The sequence below is a fragment of the Micromonospora yongxingensis genome (assembly GCF_052601155.1).
Genome location: NZ_JBQXEO010000001.1, coordinates 112675 through 129184 on the forward strand (window position 1 = coordinate 112675; position 16510 = coordinate 129184).

13 protein-coding genes are annotated in these 16510 nt (G+C 74.6%); 8 read left to right on the top strand and 5 right to left on the bottom strand.

Going from position 1 to position 16510, the window contains the following annotated elements:
* Nucleotides 1-120 precede the first annotated feature (120 nt).
* The 6 genes from ACTWLT_RS00515 to ACTWLT_RS00540 all read left to right on the top strand — a co-directional run bounded on the left by ACTWLT_RS00515 (nt 121) and on the right by ACTWLT_RS00540 (nt 5389).
* A complete protein-coding gene (locus ACTWLT_RS00515) occupies nt 121-783 on the top strand; it encodes an adenosylcobinamide amidohydrolase (protein WP_445316686.1) in 663 nt (220 codons plus the stop codon).
* A gap of 56 nt (nt 784-839) precedes the next feature.
* A complete protein-coding gene (locus ACTWLT_RS00520; RefSeq protein ID WP_445316687.1) occupies nt 840-2018 on the top strand; it encodes a CapA family protein in 1179 nt (392 codons plus the stop codon).
* A 40-nt stretch (nt 2019-2058) separates the two neighbouring features.
* Nucleotides 2059-2847, top strand: a complete 789-nt coding sequence (gene nth, locus ACTWLT_RS00525) for an endonuclease III (protein ID WP_445316688.1) — start codon at nt 2059-2061, stop codon at nt 2845-2847.
* Complete coding sequence (locus ACTWLT_RS00530; protein ID WP_445316689.1) at nt 2844-3458, top strand: TlpA family protein disulfide reductase; 615 nt, start codon at nt 2844-2846, stop codon at nt 3456-3458. The genes nth and ACTWLT_RS00530 overlap by 4 nt, the downstream gene beginning before the upstream one ends.
* Nucleotides 3455-4147, top strand: coding sequence for an NUDIX hydrolase (locus ACTWLT_RS00535; RefSeq protein WP_445316690.1), 693 nt, complete (start codon nt 3455-3457; stop codon nt 4145-4147). The genes ACTWLT_RS00530 and ACTWLT_RS00535 overlap by 4 nt, the downstream gene beginning before the upstream one ends.
* 63 nt (nt 4148-4210) lie before the next feature.
* The gene (locus ACTWLT_RS00540; protein ID WP_252417368.1) at nt 4211-5389 is read left to right on the top strand and encodes a MarP family serine protease; all 1179 of its coding nucleotides are present in this window, start codon (nt 4211-4213) and stop codon (nt 5387-5389) included.
* A 12-nt stretch (nt 5390-5401) separates the two neighbouring features.
* On the opposite strand, the gene ACTWLT_RS00545 is transcribed toward ACTWLT_RS00540, so the two are convergent.
* The 4 genes from ACTWLT_RS00545 to eccCa all read right to left on the bottom strand — a co-directional run bounded on the left by ACTWLT_RS00545 (nt 5402) and on the right by eccCa (nt 12382).
* Entirely contained in the window at nt 5402-6109 is a 708-nt protein-coding gene (locus tag ACTWLT_RS00545) for a phosphatase PAP2 family protein (protein WP_445316691.1), read from the bottom strand.
* A 36-nt stretch (nt 6110-6145) separates the two neighbouring features.
* A complete protein-coding gene (locus tag ACTWLT_RS00550; protein ID WP_445316692.1) occupies nt 6146-6937 on the bottom strand; it encodes a phosphatase PAP2 family protein in 792 nt (263 codons plus the stop codon).
* A 55-nt stretch (nt 6938-6992) separates the two neighbouring features.
* Entirely contained in the window at nt 6993-8333 is a 1341-nt protein-coding gene (gene mycP, locus ACTWLT_RS00555) for a type VII secretion-associated serine protease mycosin (RefSeq protein WP_445316693.1), read from the bottom strand.
* 74 nt (nt 8334-8407) lie between these two features.
* On the bottom strand, nt 8408-12382 hold the full coding sequence (gene eccCa, locus ACTWLT_RS00560; RefSeq protein WP_445316694.1) for a type VII secretion protein EccCa: 3975 nt from the start codon (nt 12380-12382) through the stop codon (nt 8408-8410).
* A 101-nt stretch (nt 12383-12483) separates the two neighbouring features.
* Here eccCa and eccD point away from each other — a divergent pair, with 101 nt between their 5' ends.
* Complete coding sequence (eccD, locus tag ACTWLT_RS00565) at nt 12484-13887, top strand: type VII secretion integral membrane protein EccD (RefSeq protein ID WP_445316695.1); 1404 nt, start codon at nt 12484-12486, stop codon at nt 13885-13887.
* A gap of 31 nt (nt 13888-13918) precedes the next feature.
* Here the strand turns inward: eccD and ACTWLT_RS00570 are convergent, their stop codons facing one another.
* The gene (locus ACTWLT_RS00570; RefSeq protein ID WP_445316696.1) at nt 13919-14425 is read right to left on the bottom strand and encodes an inorganic diphosphatase; all 507 of its coding nucleotides are present in this window, start codon (nt 14423-14425) and stop codon (nt 13919-13921) included.
* Nucleotides 14426-14944: 519 nt separating this feature from the next.
* Here ACTWLT_RS00570 and dacB point away from each other — a divergent pair.
* Nucleotides 14945-16426, top strand: a complete 1482-nt coding sequence (gene dacB, locus ACTWLT_RS00575) for a D-alanyl-D-alanine carboxypeptidase/D-alanyl-D-alanine endopeptidase (RefSeq protein ID WP_445317033.1) — start codon at nt 14945-14947, stop codon at nt 16424-16426.
* Nucleotides 16427-16510 lie beyond the last annotated feature (84 nt).

Below are 16510 nucleotides of genomic sequence, written 5' to 3' on the forward strand. Positions count from 1 at the left end.
CGTCCGTCGGCCGGGGCCGCCGTCCGCTGATCCCCTCGCGCGCCGCCAAGTCTAGGCGCACGTGAGCATGAATCAGAGGTCGCCCCTGGAATCTTGATCGGTGGGCGTAACCTGCCCGACGTGCTGAGCGACCCGACCCTGACCAGCCGCGCCGAAGACGGGCGGCACATACCGCTGCTCGTCTGGCGCGCCGACGCGCCGTTGCGGGCGGTCAGCAGCGGCCCGCTCGGCGGCGGCATCGGCGTCCGGCACTGGGTGCTGAACGCGACCGTGCCCATGTCGTACGACCGCGACGACCCCGCCGGGCACCTGGCCGCGCTCGCCGCCGACCTCACCCTCGACGGGCCCGGAGTGGGTCTGCTGACCGGCGTCGATGTGGCCGAGGTGGTGGCCCGGACCGACACTGGGGTGCGGGTCTGGGCGACCGTCGGGCTCGGCATCCCGGTGCTCGCCGCCGCGCCGGCTCCGGCCGCGCTCACCCAGCGGGTCGGCACGGTCAACATCGTGGTGTACGTGCCGGCCCGGCTCGCCGACTCGGCCCTGGTCAACGCGGTGGCCACCGCGACCGAGGCGAAGACCCAGGCGATCGGGGAGCTGGGACTGTCGGGAACCGGCACCCCGACCGACGCGGTCACCGTGCTCTGCCCGATCGACGGGCCGGAGGCCGCGTACGGCGGACCGCGCTCCACCTGGGGCGCCCCGCTGGCCCGGGCGGTGCACGCCGCGGTGCTCGCCGGTGGTGGCCGGCCGGTGGTGCCCTGGTCGGAGCGGTTGACCGGCTGAATTTCCGACCGATCGGCCATCGTTGGCGCGTTTACGGCCCGGTAGGGTCGCGAACGATGTACGCTCCCGAGTTCCTCTCGCCCCGACCGCGCCGCCGTGTCGCCCTCGGCCTCGCCGCGCTGCTGGCCGCCCTGCTCGTCGCCGGTTGCGCCGAGTCCGGTGACGCGCCGGTCTGGCAGCCGGGCGCCGGCGGCGGTGGCACCGGCGCGCCGGTCGCCACGGCCGGCCCGACGGCCAGCGGCGGGCCCTCGGCCTCCGGCGGGGGCGACGCGATCTCGCTCTCCGCCACCGGCGACATCATCATGGGCAACGCCCCGAGCCGGCTGCCCGCCGCCGGAGGGAAGGGTTTCTTCGCCTCGGTCACTGAGGCACTCAAGGCGGACCTGGTGATGGGCAACCTGGAGGAGCCGCTGACCGTGGACACCGGCACCGGCAAGTGCGGCGCCAACTCCACCCGCTGCTTCCAGTTCCGGGCGCCGCCCGAGTACGCCGCGCACCTGCGCGACGCCGGCTTCGACGTGCTCAACCAGGCCAACAACCACGGCTACGACTACGGCCCCAAGGGCTACCGCAACACCCAGCAGGCGCTGGAGAAGTACGACCTGGAGCACACCGGCGCGCCGGACCAGATCACCGTGGTCGACGTCAAGGGCGTCAAGGTCGCGGTGGCCGGCTTCTCGTCGTACGTCTGGTCCAACAGCCTGGTCGACATCGCCAAGGCGAGGACGGTGGTCGCCAAGGCCGCCACCCTGGCCGACCTGGTCGTGGTGCAGGTGCACATGGGTGGTGAGGGCGCGGACAAGACCCGGGTGAAGCCCGGCACCGAGATGTTCCTCGGTGAGAACCGCGGTGACCCGGTGAAGTTCTCGCACGCCATGATCGACGCCGGCGCGGATCTCATCGTCGGCCACGGGCCGCACGTGCTGCGCGGGATGGAGTTCTACCAGGGGCGTCTGATCGCGTACAGCTTGGGCAACTTCGCCGGCGGTGGCAACTCGCTGAGCAACACCGGCCGGCTCGGCTGGGGCGGGGTGCTCAAGGTGTCGTTGAAGCCGGACGGCTCCTGGGCAGGCGGCTCGTTCACCTCGACGTACATGAACTCGGCCGGCAAGCCGACGATGGACCCGGACGACCGGGGCCTGGGGCTCGTCACCGAGCTGAGTCGCAGTGACTTCCCGAAGGGCGGTGCCCGGTTGGACGGGCAGGGCAGGATCTCGCCGCCGACCGCCGGCTGACCCGACGGGAACGTCCGGGGCGCGACGTAGGCTGACCGTCGTGACCAGTAGCCCTCCCGGTGCCAGCGAGACCGACCTCGGGCGCAAACGTCGCGCTCGGAAGATCGGCCGGGTGCTGGCCGAGACGCACCCCGACGCGCACTGTGAGCTGGACCACTCCAGCCCACTGGAGCTGGCCGTCGCCACCATCCTCTCCGCGCAGTGCACGGACAAGAAGGTCAACGAGGTCACTCCGAAGCTCTTCGCCCGCTACCCGTCCGCCGCCGCCTACGCCGGCGCCGACCGGGGCGAGATGGAGGAGCTGATCCGGCCCACCGGCTTCTACCGCAACAAGACCGACTCGCTGCTCAAGCTCGGGCAGGCCCTCCTCGACCGGTACGACGGCCGGGTCCCCGGCCGGCTCGTCGACCTGGTGACGCTTCCCGGGATCGGCCGCAAGACCGCCAACGTCATCCTGGGCAACGCATTCGACGTCCCGGGCATCACGGTCGACACGCACTTCCAGCGGCTGGTGCACCGGTGGCGGCTGACCACGGAGACCGACCCGGTCAAGATCGAGCACGCGATCGGCGCGCTGTACGACAAGCGCGACTGGACCATGCTGTCGCACCGGATCATCTTCCACGGGCGGCGGGTCTGCCACGCCCGCAAGCCGGCCTGCGGCGCGTGCACGCTGGCCAAGCTCTGCCCGTCGTACGGCACCGGCCCGACCGAGCCGGCTGCCGCCGCCAAGCTGCTCAAGGGCCCCCGGGCGCGTGACCTGGCAGCGGCGGCCGGGGTCGACCCGGCGCTGGTGCCCGCCCAGGCGGTCGCGGCGGAGGTGCCGTGAACCGGCGCCTCGCCCTGCTGCTCCTGCCACTGCTCCTGCTGGTCGGTGCCGGTTGCACCGACGGCACGGCCGGCGAGCCTCCACCCCGGCCGGCGGCCGCCGAGCGCCCGTCCCCCTTCCAGGACTGCGCCGCGCTGAGCACGGCACCCCCGTCCGCCGCGGGCGTGGCGACACCCGCCTCGGGCGGTCAGGCGCTGCCGGAGCTGACCCTGGCCTGTTTCACCGGCGGCGCCCCGGTCACACTGCCGTCCATCGTCGGTCCGGCGGTGATCAATGTCTGGGCCTCCTGGTGCCCGCCGTGCCGCAAGGAGCTGCCCGCCTTCCAGCGGCTCAGCGAGCGGGCCGCCGGCCGGCTCCAGGTGGTCGGTGTGAACAGCCGGGACAGCCGCAGCGGCGCCCAGTCCATCGGGGAGGACTTCGGCGTCCGGTTCCCGATTCTGGTGGACCAGGGCGAGGCACTGCAACGGGAGCTGCAGCGCAACGCCATCCCGCTGACCCTCTTCGTCGACGCGCAGGGCCGGATCCGGCACGTCGACGCCACCGGCGCGCTCGACGACGCCCGGCTCGCCGAGCTGGTGCGCCAGCACCTCGGCCTGGAGGTGGCGGCGTGACCCGCCGACCGCCCGACTGGATCGAGCCGTTGCTGACGCGGCTCGGCACCGCCCGCGCCGAGGACTTCACCCGGCTGACCACCCCGGCCGAGGGCGGCCGGGAGAGCGCCGTGCTGGTGCTGCTCGGCGAGCAACCCGGCATCGGGCCAGACGTGCTGGTCCTGCAACGAGCCGCCACCCTGCGTAATCACGCCGGTCAGCCGGCCTTCCCGGGTGGCGCGGCCGACCCGGAGGACGCCGACGTCCGGGCAACCGCTCTGCGCGAGGCGAACGAGGAGGTCGGCCTCGACCCCTCCAGCGTGACCGTGCTGGCAGAGCTGCCGAAGCTCTGGATCCCGGTCAGCGACTTCGTGGTCACCCCGGTGCTGGCCTGGTGGCACGACCCGCACCCGGTGCACCCCCGGGAGCCCGCCGAGGTGGCGCACGTGGCCCGGCTGCCGGTCAGCGAGCTGGTCGACCCGGCCAACCGGCTGCGGGTCCGCCACCCCAGCGGCTGGATCGGGCCGGCGTTCTCGGCGCGCGGCATGCTGGTCTGGGGCTTCACCGCCGGGGTGCTGGCCACCCTGCTGGAGATGGGCGGCTGGGCCCGGCCGTGGTCGCGCGGCAGGGTCGTCGAGCTGCCGCCGACCGGGGCGACACCCGCGCCCTCCGCCGGCACCGACGACGTCGACCAGACGGCCCTGCGCTGACCGCGCGGTCACCTTCAGCGAGCGATGGTCATCTGCCGGGCGCGCTGCCCGTACGCTTGACCCGTGTCGGTCGTGGATCTCGTCCTGCTGCTGCTCATGCTCGTGTTCGCGATCAGCGGATACCGGCAGGGTTTCGTCATCGGAATCACGTCGCTGTCCGGGTTCTTCCTGGGGCTGCTGCTGGGCCTCCAGCTCGGGCCGCTGTTCGCCCGACAGTTCGCGGACGCCGGCACCCGGGTGCTGATCTCCCTGGTCGTGGTCTTCGGCCTGGCCGTGGTCGGTCAGGCGCTGGCCGGCTGGCTCGGTTCGCACCTGCGCAAGACGATCACCAGCGACGTGGGTAAGCGGGCCGACGATGTCGGCGGGGCCTTCGTGTCGCTGTTCGCGGTGCTGCTGCTCGCCTGGCTGGTCGCCGTGCCGCTCGGGTCGTCGTCCCTGCCGTGGCTGGCCGCGTCGGTCCGCAACAGCGCACTGATCACGGTGGTGAACCGGGTCCTGCCCGACCAGGCCCACCAGTTCTCCACCGCACTGCGGGACACCGTCGACACCGACGGCTTCCCGGACGTCTTCGGCGACCTCGCACCTACCCGGGCGCGGCAGGTCGAGCCGCCCGATCCGGCGCTGGCCGGCTCCCAGGTGGTGGTCAACGGCCAGCGGTCGGTGGTCAAGGTGCTCGGCTCCGCGCCCAGCTGCTCGCGCCGGATCGAGGGTTCCGGCTTCGTGTACGCCGACGACCGGGTGATGACCAACGCGCACGTCGTGGCCGGCACCCGCTCGGTGGCGGTCGAGCTGGGCGGCGACCGGTACGACGGCGAGGTGGTGGTCTACGACCCCGACCGCGACCTCGCCGTGCTGCTCGTCCCCGGGCTGCCGGGGCCGTCGCTGCGGTTCGCCGCCGGCAACGCGGGCAGCGGTTCCGACGCCATCGTGCTCGGCTTCCCGCTGGACGGCCCGTACAACGCGCAGTCGGCACGGGTTCGTGACGTCGACCGGATCAAGGGGCCGGACATCTACTCCTCCGGTGACGTCACCCGGGAGGTCTACACGATCCGGGCGCTGGTCCGCAGCGGCAACTCCGGCGGCCCGCTCCTCTCCGCCAACGGGCTGGTGCTCGGCGTGATCTTCGCGGCGGCGGCCGACGACCCGAACACGGGCTTCGCGGTGACGGCGGCCGAGGCCCGTCCGGTGGCGTTGGCCGGCGCCGAACGCAACCGGCGCGTCGGCACCGGCGAGTGCACCTGAGCCTCGCCCGGGTCAGCTCCGGGCTGGCGCCGCCGGCCTGCTGCCGGTGGGCAGCTTCGCCCGTCCCCACCTCACCCCCCGGTCGAGCACGCTGCGCGCCATGATCGCCACGCAGGTGCCGCCGTTGAGGAAGGACGCCACCACGTCGCTGGGGTGGTGCATCCCCCGGTACATCCTGGTCAGCGCCACGCCCAGGGGCACCACCAGCAGCAGCGTCCACCAGGCAACCTTCGCGCCGGTGCTCCGTGCCCGGAGCGCCAGCAGCAGCGCGATGCCGACGTAGAGCGCCACCGCCGCCGAGGTGTGCCCGGACGGGAAGCTGGACGTGGGAGGCGAGACGTCCATGTGCTCGACCGCCGGCCGCCGCCGGTCGATCGCCAGCGTGGTCAGCAGGAACACCAGCGCCTGGGCGGTCACCGCCGCGCACAGGAACAGCGGCTCCCGCCAGCGGTTCAGCCAGAGCCGCAGCGCCAGCGCCACCAGGACGGTCACCACGACGATCATCTGGGTGCTGGCCAAGGTGCTGAACACCAGCGACACGTCGTTCCAGCCGGCGGTGCGGTCCCCGGCGAGCTCCCGGTTCACCGAGTCCTCCACCGTGAACGGCCAGGTCCGGGCGAACACGCGGGTGACCAGCAGACCGAGCAGCACCATGACGCCGAGCAGGAGGGACACCGGCAGCAGCACACGCCGGACGATCTGGACCACGGTGTCGGACATGGCCGGCCAGTACCCTGTCGCGGTCGTCGGCACGCCTCAGGTCGCTCCGGGGTGCCGCTCGACCTCCGGAGCGACACCGTCGCGCGTGGGCCGGACGGGCCGCAGACCGGTGTGCGCCCGCCAACTGGTGAAGGCGGCCGTGGTGGCCGCGACCACCGCCGCGCCGAGCAGCCAACCGCCGAGCACGTCGCTGGCGAAGTGCACGCCGAGCGCCACCCGGCTCAGCCCGGTCACCACGACGAGCAGCACCGCGGCGACCCAGAGCACGACCCGCCACACCCCCCGCCCCGCGTACGGCAGGAGCACCAGCAGCAGCACCCCGGCCGCCAGGGTGGCGTTCAGCGCGTGCCCGGAGGGGAACGAGTAACCGGCGGCCCGGGCGACCGGGTCGAGCAGCTCCGGCCGGTCCCGGCCGACGAGCAGCTTGAGCAGCGGGCCGATCAACCCGCCCACCACCATCGTGGTGGTCACCCAGAGGGCCAGCCGGCGCGCTCCCCGGCGCAGCAGCCAGATCACCACGAGCAGGACGACCGCCCGCAGCGGCATCGGTGCGAACACCTCGGTCCAGATCCGCATCAGCGCGACCCAGGCCGGATGGTCGAGCGCATGCCCGTGCAGCGCGGCGGTGATCGTCGCGTCCAGCCGGTGCAGCGGCGCCCAGGCCCCGAGCACCAGCAGGGTGAGCAGCGCGAACGGCACCAGCACCAGGAACGCCGCCGTGGCGGCCAGCGTCAGCCGCAGGCCCAGCGAATGATCCGGGTCGAGACGGCGCCGCCGCCAGGACGGATGGTCGGCGGGGGCCAGGGTGCGCGGGCCGGGCGTACTCATGCGGACGGTTCTACCCCACGGGCGGCGCGATCAGGCCTGCGGGCGGCGGCCGCGATCAGCGGGCGCGCTGGCGGAACCGCCGCACCATCAACACCGCGCCGGTGGCCAGGGCGACGAAGAGCGCGGCCCCGGTCCACAGCTGCTCCGGTGCCGAGTCGTCCTGCGCGCCCGCCGCCCGGGCCGTCCACCGCGTCTGCTGCCGGGGTGCGGTGAGACCGAGCGGGTCACTGCCCGCGCCGGTCACCGCATCGTCGTCGGCGGAACCGGGGGCGGGACCGAAGCCGACCACGCCCGGCGACGTCGAGTCGTCCAACGGGTTGGTGGTCACCGGCGGCACCTCTGCGGTCAGGGCGGCCACCGGATCCACCACCCCGTACCCGAAGCGGTCGTCGCGCCCGGTGGGGCCGAGGTCACGGGCGGTGGCCAGCAGCCGGTTGACCACCTCGCCGGCGGGCATCCGGGGGTAGCGGGAACGGACCAGCGCGGCGGTGGCGGTGACCAGCGGCGCGGCGAAGCTGGTGCCCTGCACCCGCCAGTACCCGCCAGGGGACTTGGCGCCGACCAGGCCGGTGGCGGGGGCGGTCAGCACCGTCGCCCGCCCGGTGATCGAACCGGACCAGAGATTGTCGGTGCTGCGCTCCAGGCCGGCGACCGCGATCACGCCGGGCTCGCGGGCCGGATACCACACCTTCGAGTTGCTGGAGGTGGCCAGGTTGCCGGTGCAGGCGACCACCACCACGTCCCGGGCGAACGCGTAGTCCAGCGCGGCCGCCAGCGCCGGGCTGTCACCACTGCCGCCCAGCGACAGGTTGATCACGCGGGCGCCGTTGTCGACCGCCCAGCGGACTCCCTTGGCGACGATCAGCGCGTCGTCGTACCGGTTCTCCTCGTCGAGCACACGCACCGGCAGGATCCGGGCGTCCGGCGCCAGGCCGACCACGCCCCGCTTGTCGTCGTTGCGCCCGGCGATCAGGCCGGCGACGGTGGTGCCGTGCCCCACCGGATCGGGCCCGGCGCCGCCGTCGGGACCCACCAGGTCCTCGCCGGGCAGCACCTGACCGGCCAGGTCGGGATGGTTGGCGTCCACTCCGGAGTCGACCACCGCGACCGTCACGCCCCGTCCCGTCGAGGTGCGCCACGCCGTCTCGGCGCGCAGCTCGTCGAGCTGCCACTGCTCGTCGCGGACCTGGTCGCCGCGGGCCACGCTGTCACCGGGGGCGAACGCGACCGGCGCGCCGGCGAGCTGTCCCCCCGCCGTGGGCACGGCGACGGGCGTGGCGGCTGCGGCCGGGGCGACGACAGCAAGCGCCGCCACCACACCGAGCACGACGCGGCCGGTCGCCCGTCGGGCCGCTGCCGGACCGCTGTGCCGAACCCCAGTCACATCCTCAGCCATTCATCCCGACGGAACCATGACGATCGGAGATTACCGGTTTCCCCACGTGTCACGGGAGGAACCGGGGAGACAGGTCACGGTGGCGGCAGTTGAGCGAGCTGGACGAGGCGCACGCCCTCCCGCCGAGTGACCAACCGACCACGCCCCGGCGGCAGCGGCCCGGGCCGGACCGGCCCGACGAGCGCGCCCTCCTCCGGGCTGCCCGCCATCACCAGGCCGGCGGTGGACAGCTCCCGCAGCCGCTGCACGATCGGCTCGTACTGGGCGCGGCCCGCACCGCCGGAGCGGCGGGCCAGCACCAGGTGCAGCCCGACGTCGCGGGCGTGCGGCAGGTGCTCCTCCAGTGCCCGCAACGGGTTCGCCGGCCCGGCCGCCACCAGGTCGTAGTCGTCCACCAGCACGAACAGCTCCGGTCCGGACCACCAGGACCGGTCGCGCAACTGCTGCGGAGTGACCTCCGGCCCGGGCGCCCGCCGCTCCAGGTAGCCGGCGGCCGACTCGACGAGGTCGGCGGTGTGCGCCGCCGCGGTGCCGTAACCGATCAGGTGCGGCGTCTCGATGACGCCGAGCAGGCTGCGTCGATAGTCGACCAGGATCACCCGGGCCTGCTCCGGGGTGAACCGGGTGATGATCGAGGTGGCCAACGCGCGCAGGAACGACGACTTGCCGCACTCCGAGTCACCGAAGACCACGAAGTGCGGCTCGGTGGCGAAGTCGAGCACCACCGGGCGCAGGTCCGCCTCGGCGATCCCGATGGGCAGCCGCAGCCCGGTTGTCGCGGAGAGGTCCAGCTCGGCGTACGGCAGCACCGGCGGTAGCAGCCGGACCCGGGGCGCCGGAGGACCGGCCCAACTGCCGGCGACCCGCTTGACCAGGTCGGCGGTGTCCCCGCTGGTGAGCTGGGGCAGCGCGGTGAGGAAGTGCAGGCTCTCCGCGGTCACCCCCCGACCGGGGCGCTCGGGCACGTTCGCCGCCGCCCGCCGCGCCACCAGGGAGTCGGACGGGTCGCCGAGCCGCAGCTCCACCCGTGAGCCGAACAGATCCCGGATCGCCGGGCGGAAGTCCAGCCAGCGCAGCGCCGTCGCGACCACGTGCAGCCCGTACGACAGGCCCCGGGTGGCCAGGTCGGTGACCAGCGGTTCCAGGTCGTCGTACTCGCCGCGCACGGTGCTCCAGCCGTCGATCACCAGGAACACGTCGCCGTACGGGTCGACGCCCGGCTGGCTGGCCGTCCCCACGGCGGCCCGGCGCTGCCGGTACGCGGCCATCGACTCCACGCCCACCTCGGCGAAGCGGCGTTCCCGGTCGGCCAGCAGGGTGGTCATCTCGCCGACGGTGCGCCGCACGGCGGTCGGGTCGGCGCGGCCCGTCACCCCACCCACGTGCGGCAGGTCCCGCAGCGCGGCCAACCCGCCACCGCCGAAGTCGAGGCAGTAGACCTGCACCTCGGTCGGGGTGTGGGTGAGCGCCAGCGCGCAGATCAGCGTGCGCAACGCCGTCGACTTGCCGCTCTGCGGCGCACCGACCACCGCGACGTGCCCGGCCGCGCCGTCCAGCGCCAGCCAGAGCAGATCCCGGCGCTGCTCCAGCGGCCTGTCCACCACGGCCACCGGCACCCCGAGCGCGCCGTGCAGCTCGGGATTGCCCACGCTGAGCCCGCGAGCCGGGTCGACCTCGACCTGGCCGAGCAGCTCGTCCAGGGCGGGCGGTTGCCCGAGCGGCGGGAGCCAGACCTGGTGCGCGGGCGGGCCCTGCCCGACGAGCCGGTCGACCAGCAGGTCGAGCAGGGTCTCCCGGGCACCGTCCTCGTCGGACTCGACGGGCACGGCCGGCGTCGCCGGCTCGGGCACCGGCACGACGTGGGTGGTGAAGGCGAGCAGGCGGGCACCGCCACCGGCGCTGGCACCGGTCGCCGTGGCTCGGCGGTGGACCGCGCCGGAGACGTACGCGGCCTTGAACCGGGCCAGCGGGTCGGTGCCGGCGCGCAGGTAGCCGTGGCCCGGTGACCGGGGCAGCTCGTGCGCGTCCGGCACCCCGAGCACGGTGCGCGACTCCAGAGCGGAGAAGGTACGCAGCCCGATCCGGTACGACAGGTGCGTGTCGAGCCCTCGCAGCCGCCCCTCCTCCAGTCGCTGGCTGGCGAGCAGCAGGTGCACGCCGAGTGACCGGCCGAGCCGGCCGATCTGCACGAACAGGTCGATGAAGTCGGGCTTGGCGGAGAGCAGCTCGGAGAACTCGTCGCAGATCAGCAGCAGCGACGGCAGCGGTGCCAGCGGGCTGCCGGCCGCCCGGGCCCGCTCGTAGTCGCGCACGCTGGCGAAGTTTCCGGCCCGGCGCAGCAGCTCCTGCCGGCGCACCAGCTCCCCGTTGATGGCGTCCACCATCCGGTCGACCAGGGGCAGCGCGTCCGCCAGGTTGGTGATCACGGCAGCGGTGTGCGGCAGCCGGTCGAACGAGGCGAACGTGGCGCCGCCCTTGAAGTCGACGAGCACGAAGTTGAGCTGCTCGGAGCTGTGGGTCGCGGCCAACCCCAGCACCAGCGTGCGGAGCAGCTCGGACTTGCCGGAACCGGTGGCCCCGATGAGCAGGCCGTGCGGGCCCATCCCGTCCTGGGCGGATTCCTTGAGGTCCAGCTCGATGGCCCCGCCGTCGACGCCGACGCCGATCGGCACCCGCAGCCGGTCCCGCGCCGAGCGCGGCGCCCAGCCCTGCTCGGCGGTGAAGCTCTCCGGGTCGCCGAGGCCGAGCAGCTCGGGCAGGCCCAGGTCGGCCTGGAGCGGGGCGTCCGGGCCACGAGCCGCGCCGGCCAGCCGCAGCGGCGCCAGCCGCCGGGCGACCGCCTCGGCGTCGGTGGGGTCGAGCTGGTCGGCCGTGCCCACCTCGGCGTGCCCCTCGACCGACCAGGAGTGCAGCCGCCGGCCGCGCAGTTCCAGCAGCAGCGCGTACCGGTCGAGCAGGCGCGGCGGCGGCGTGTCCAGGTCCAGGACGGTGACCGCGTCGATGCCGCCGTCGCCGGTCAGGTCGGTGGCGCCGGTCAGGTCGCCGCCGTCGAGGACCACCACCACGTGCGGGCCGTCGGTGGCCGGGCCGGCCGGGCTGAACCGGGACCGGCTGGCCAGCACGTCGCCCAGCAGGCGTTCCAGCTCGGCGGCGGAGCTGGCGACCAGTCGTACCGGACCGAGCGCGTCGGTGCGGCCGGGATGGTGGGCGTGCGGAAGCCACTTCACCCACTCCCAGCCGGCCCGGCGTTCCGGCCCGGCGCAGATCGCGAGCAGCAGCTCGTCGGGGGCGTGGAAGACGGCCAGCTGGGTCAGCACGGCCCGGACCAGCGCCTGCGCCGCCGGGTCGCCGGTGGGCGGCCCGCCGGTGGCCGGGCCGGTGCGGCTGCCGGCGGTCCGCACGTGCACCCGGGCGAAGCTGCGCAGCGACAGCGCCACCGGCAGATCCGGCACCACGGAGTACGCGTCCAGGAAGCGGCGCAGCGCGCCGGCGGTCATCGGCTCCAGCTCCTCCAGCGGCCGGGTGACCGGAGGAACGAGCGGGGTGGCCAGCGTCTGCGGCCCGACGGCGACGCGTACCACCGCGAAGTCCGGGTCTGCGGGCCGCCGCTCCCACACCCGGTGGCTGTCCACGGTCGACCACAACCGGCCCGGGTCCGGGTGTCGGTAGTAGAGCCCGGCCCGCTGCTGTCCGGCGGTCTGCCGGACCCGGCGGCGCAGCGTGGCCAGGTGGCGCAGGTACTCACGGCGGGCGGCCATCATCTCGGACTTCTTCGGAGTGCCCGAGGCGCTGCCCCAGGAGGTCACCAGCATCGCCAGCGAGGACAGCCCGAACATCCCGCCCACCACGTACGAGTAGGCCCCACCGCCCCGGCCGAACATCATCGCCATCGCCACCGTGCCGCCGAGCATGGGCAGCAGCATGAGCATCTGCTGCCACCGCCCTCCGGTCACCGCGGGGATCTCCGGCGGTGCCTCGACCGGCAGTTCGCCGGCGGGGATCTCGGGCGCCGCCCGGCGGGGCGGGCGCTTGATGACGACGGTGGACACTCGGCCTCCTGACTGCGCTGGGTAACCCGAGCCTGGCTCATGGTAGGTAAAGTCCTGTCGTCCGCGCAGCCTCCGACCCCCCTCGATATGGAGATCAGTCGATGACAACCGGGCTGGCCCGCGTCACCATCAGCGCTCCGCAACGGCGGGTGGACGTCGCCCTGCCGGAGCAGGTGCCCCTCGCCGAGCTGCTGCCCGACGTGCTCAGGCACGCCGGTGAAGGGCTGGCCGACGACGGTGAGCGGCACGGCGGCTGGGTGCTGCGCCGCACGGACGGCGCACTGCTGGCGACCGCCCAGGCGCTGCTGCCGCAGGGCGTCCGCGACGGTGAGGTGCTGCACCTGGTGCCGGCCCGCGCCCACTGGCCCGAGCTGGAGTACGACGACGTGGTGGAGGCGATCGCCGACGGTGCCCGCCGCCGGGGCGGGGCATGGTCGCCCGCCGCCACCCGGGCGGCCGGCCTGGCCGGCGCCGCCGTGCCGCTCGGCGTCGGGCTGCTCGCGCTGCTCACCGGGGGCCCGGCGCACCGGCCCGGCTGGCTGGCGGCGGCCGTGGTGGCGCTGCTGCTCACCGTGGCCGGCACGGTCGCGTCCCGCGCCAACGGGGACGGCGCCGCCGGGGCGACGCTCGGCGGCTACGCCCTGCCGTACGCGTTCGCGGCCGGCGCCCTCGCCGTCGGCTCGGGCGACCCGGTCGGGCCGCTCGGCCCGGCGCGCTGGGTCGGTGCCCCCGAGCTGCTGGCCGGTTCGGTGGCGCTGCTGTTGGTCGCACTGCTCGGGCTGCTCGGCGTGGCCAGCCGCCTGCGGGTCTTCGTGGCCGGCGTCACGGTCGGCCTGATCGGTGCCGGTGCGGCGCTCGGCGGGCTGCTGCTGACCCCGGCCGGCACGGCCGCGGTGCTGCTCAGCGCGCTGGTGTTCGCCGTCGGGGTGATCCCGCTGCTGGCCATCCGGTTGGGCAAGCTGCCGTTGCCGCCCATCACCCTGCCGGCCGCCGCCCCCGCCGGGGAACCGGAGCGGGTTCGGGACCTGCCGGACCGTGGTCGGGTGCACGCGGCGGTGACCCGCACCGAGGAGATGCTCACCGGGATGCTGCTCGGGCACGCCCTGCTGGCGGTGGCCGCGGCGGCGGTGCTCGGGCTGGCGGGCGGGACGGCCGGCCGGGTGCTGGTGGCCGTGGCCTCGGCCGTGCTGCTGCTGCGGTCGCGGCTGTTCGTGGCGCTGCGGCACCGGGTGCCGCCGGTGCTCGCCGGGCTGGCCGGCTACGCGATCCTGGGCGCGGTGCTGGTCGGCCGGGCCGATGACACCGGGCGGCTGGCGCTGGTCCTCGGCGGCGCCTCGCTGGCGCTGGTGGCTGTCGCGGCCGGCACCGGGTACTCCCGGCGGCCGGTCTCGCCGTACGTGGGCCGGGTGGCGGATCTCGCCGACACGGCCCTGGTGGTCGCCGTGGTGCCGGTCGCCTGCGCGGTGCTCGACCTGTACGACCGGGCCCGGGGGCTGCTCGGTTGAGCGGCCCCCGGGCCCGGTGCGTCAGTGCTCGTCAGTGGTTGGTTTCGCCGCGCGCCTCGGCGTCGCGGGCCCGCTGGTAGGAGGCGTGGATCTCGGCCTCGGCCTCGGTGCGGCCGACCCAGGTCGCGCCCTCCACCGACTTGCCCGGCTCCAGGTCCTTGTACACCTCGAAGAAGTGCTGGATCTCCAGCCGGTCGAACTCGCCCAGGTGGTGGATGTCACGCAGGTGCTCCTGGCGCGGGTCCTCGTAGGGCACGCAGAGCACCTTGTCGTCGCCGCCCTTTTCGTCCGTCATCCGGAACATGCCGATGGTGCGGCAGCGGATCAGACAGCCCGGGAAGGTCGGCTCGGGCACCAGCACGAGAGCGTCCAGCGGGTCGCCGTCCTCTCCCAGGGTGCCCTCGATGAACCCGTAGTCGGCCGGGTACTGGGTGGAGGTGAAGAGGGTGCGATCCAGCCGGATCCGGCCGGTCTTGTGGTCCACCTCGTACTTGTTCCGGTGACCTTTGGGGATCTCAACCGTCACGTCGAAATCCATCTGCACGCTCCCTCGTCTGCCCACGCTGGCTAACGGAAACCACTGGCGGCCCCCCGGACAGGTGAATGCCCACCCGCCGACTCCGGCCGCCGCATAGTCTTCGGACCGAAGTAGTGTCACCCAAGCCGATTTTCGCTGGGGGAGGAGGGGGTCGTGGGGAGGGAAGATTCACACTACCGCCCGGACGGGGGCGACGCGCGCGGTAACGGACGATCCGGCTCCGGCGGTGCCACCGGGCGTGTCCCGGTGCCCGACGCCCACCTTCCTCGGGCGGCCAGCCCGTCGCCCCAGGGCCCGGAGACGGGACCTGAGCGTCCCGCACCGCTGCCCTGGCGTCCGCCGGCAGGGTCGGCACCCACCGGCCCGAGCAGCGGTCGGTTCCCGGTCCTCGGCGGTGATCGACCCACGAGCGCCCCGCCGACCGGGAGGGCGACGATCCCGACCAGCCCGGTGTCCGGCGACGGCCCGACCCCTAGGGTCCCGACCGGCGTCCCGCCGCTGGGTCCGCCGATCTCCGCGCTGCCGGCTCCAGCGGGCGTCCAACCGCCCACCGCCCCGGAGCCCGCGTCCGCCGCGCCACGGCGCCGACGGCTCCCGGTCGTGCTGACCCTGGTGGTGCTCCTGGTGCTCGCCGGTGTCGGGGTCTTCGTGACCCGGCCCGGCCCGGTCGCCGGCTGGCTGGGCGACGACGCCGCGCCGGCGCCGGCCGCCGCCGGCGCGACTCCGGAGCCCGACCCGTCGGAGGTGCTGGCCGCGTCGGACCCGAACGCCCCGCTGCCCACCCCCGAGGGCGTACGCGCCGCACTGGACCCGCTGGTCACCGCCGCCCCCCTGGGCGACCGGGTGAACGTCTCGGTGGCCGACGTGACCTCGGGCCAGACGCTGTTCGCCAAGGGGGCGGACGACGGCACCGTGCCCGCCTCGGTGACCAAGCTGGCGACCGGGGTGACCGTGCTGGCCGCCCGCGGGCCCGGGTACCGGATCCCCACCCGCGCGGTGGCCGGTGCGAAGGACGGCGAGGTCGTGATCGTCGGCGGCGGGGATCCCACCCTCGCGGTCGACAAGAAGGGCTACTACCCGGGGGCGGCGCGCCTCGACGACCTGGCCGCCCAGGTGCGCACCGCGCTCGGCGGCACCGCCCCGACCAGCGTCATCGTGGACGGCTCGGTCTACTCCGGCCCGGTCTACGGCCCGGGCTGGGACGACGACATCCCCACCGGCGGGTACGGCGGCGCGATGACCGCGCTGATGACCGACGGCGCGCGCAAGGACCCGGGTGCCGAGAGCGGTGGCGCCGAGCGGGTCGCCGAGCCGGACCTGGCGGCCGGCCGCTCGTTCGCCCGACTGCTCGGCGTACCGGCCAGCGCCGTCAAGCGCGGTACGGCCCCGGCGCAGGCCCCCGCCACCGGAGGCACTCCGGCGCCGGGCACCGAGCTGGGCGTGGTGCAGTCCCCGCCGCTGATCCGGCTGGTCGACATCATGATCAGCGAGAGCGACAACCTGGTGGCCGAGGGCCTCGCCCGCCAGGTCGCGCTGGCCCGCAACCAGCCGGCCTCCTTCGACGGGGCGGCCGCCGCGATGGACGCGGAGGTCGCCGAGCTGGGCCTGCCCGCCGACGAGATCACCCTCTCCGACGGCAGCGGGCTGTCCCGCCGCAACCGGATCAGCCCGTCGCTGTTGACCGACCTGATCCGGTTGGCCGCCAGCCCGGACCATCCGGAGTTGGCCGGCATCTTCGGTGGCCTTCCGGTGGGTGGCTGGTCCGGCACCCTGGACGACCGCTACCGGGGCGCTCCCGGCACCGCCGCCGGGGCGGGCGCCGTGCGGGCCAAGACCGGCACCCTGACCGGGGTGCACTCCATCGCGGGCCTGGTCACCACGGCCGACGGCCGTCTGCTCACCTTCGCGGTGCTCACCGACCACGCGTCCGGCGGCACGGACACCGCCCAACCGGCGCTGGACCGGATCACCGCCGCGCTGGCCGGCTGCGGCTGCGCCTGACGGCCGTCGTCCCGGCGTTCCCCCCGGTCGACCGAGCCGGGAGGACCGTCGAGCGCCGACGCGAGCCCGGGCCGGGGTGTTGCG

Excerpts from the sequence above, each read along its gene's own strand:
- ACTWLT_RS00520 (WP_445316687.1), top strand. The coding sequence starts at position 840 with ATGTACGCTCCCGAGTTCCTCTCGCCCCGACCGCGCCGCCGTGTCGCC.
- ACTWLT_RS00545 (WP_445316691.1), bottom strand. The coding sequence starts at position 6,109 with ATGTCCGACACCGTGGTCCAGATCGTCCGGCGTGTGCTGCTGCCGGTG.
- ACTWLT_RS00550 (WP_445316692.1), bottom strand. The coding sequence starts at position 6,937 with ATGAGTACGCCCGGCCCGCGCACCCTGGCCCCCGCCGACCATCCGTCC.
- mycP (WP_445316693.1), bottom strand. The coding sequence starts at position 8,333 with ATGGCTGAGGATGTGACTGGGGTTCGGCACAGCGGTCCGGCAGCGGCC.
- eccD (WP_445316695.1), top strand. The coding sequence starts at position 12,484 with ATGACAACCGGGCTGGCCCGCGTCACCATCAGCGCTCCGCAACGGCGG.
- ACTWLT_RS00570 (WP_445316696.1), bottom strand. The coding sequence starts at position 14,425 with ATGGATTTCGACGTGACGGTTGAGATCCCCAAAGGTCACCGGAACAAG.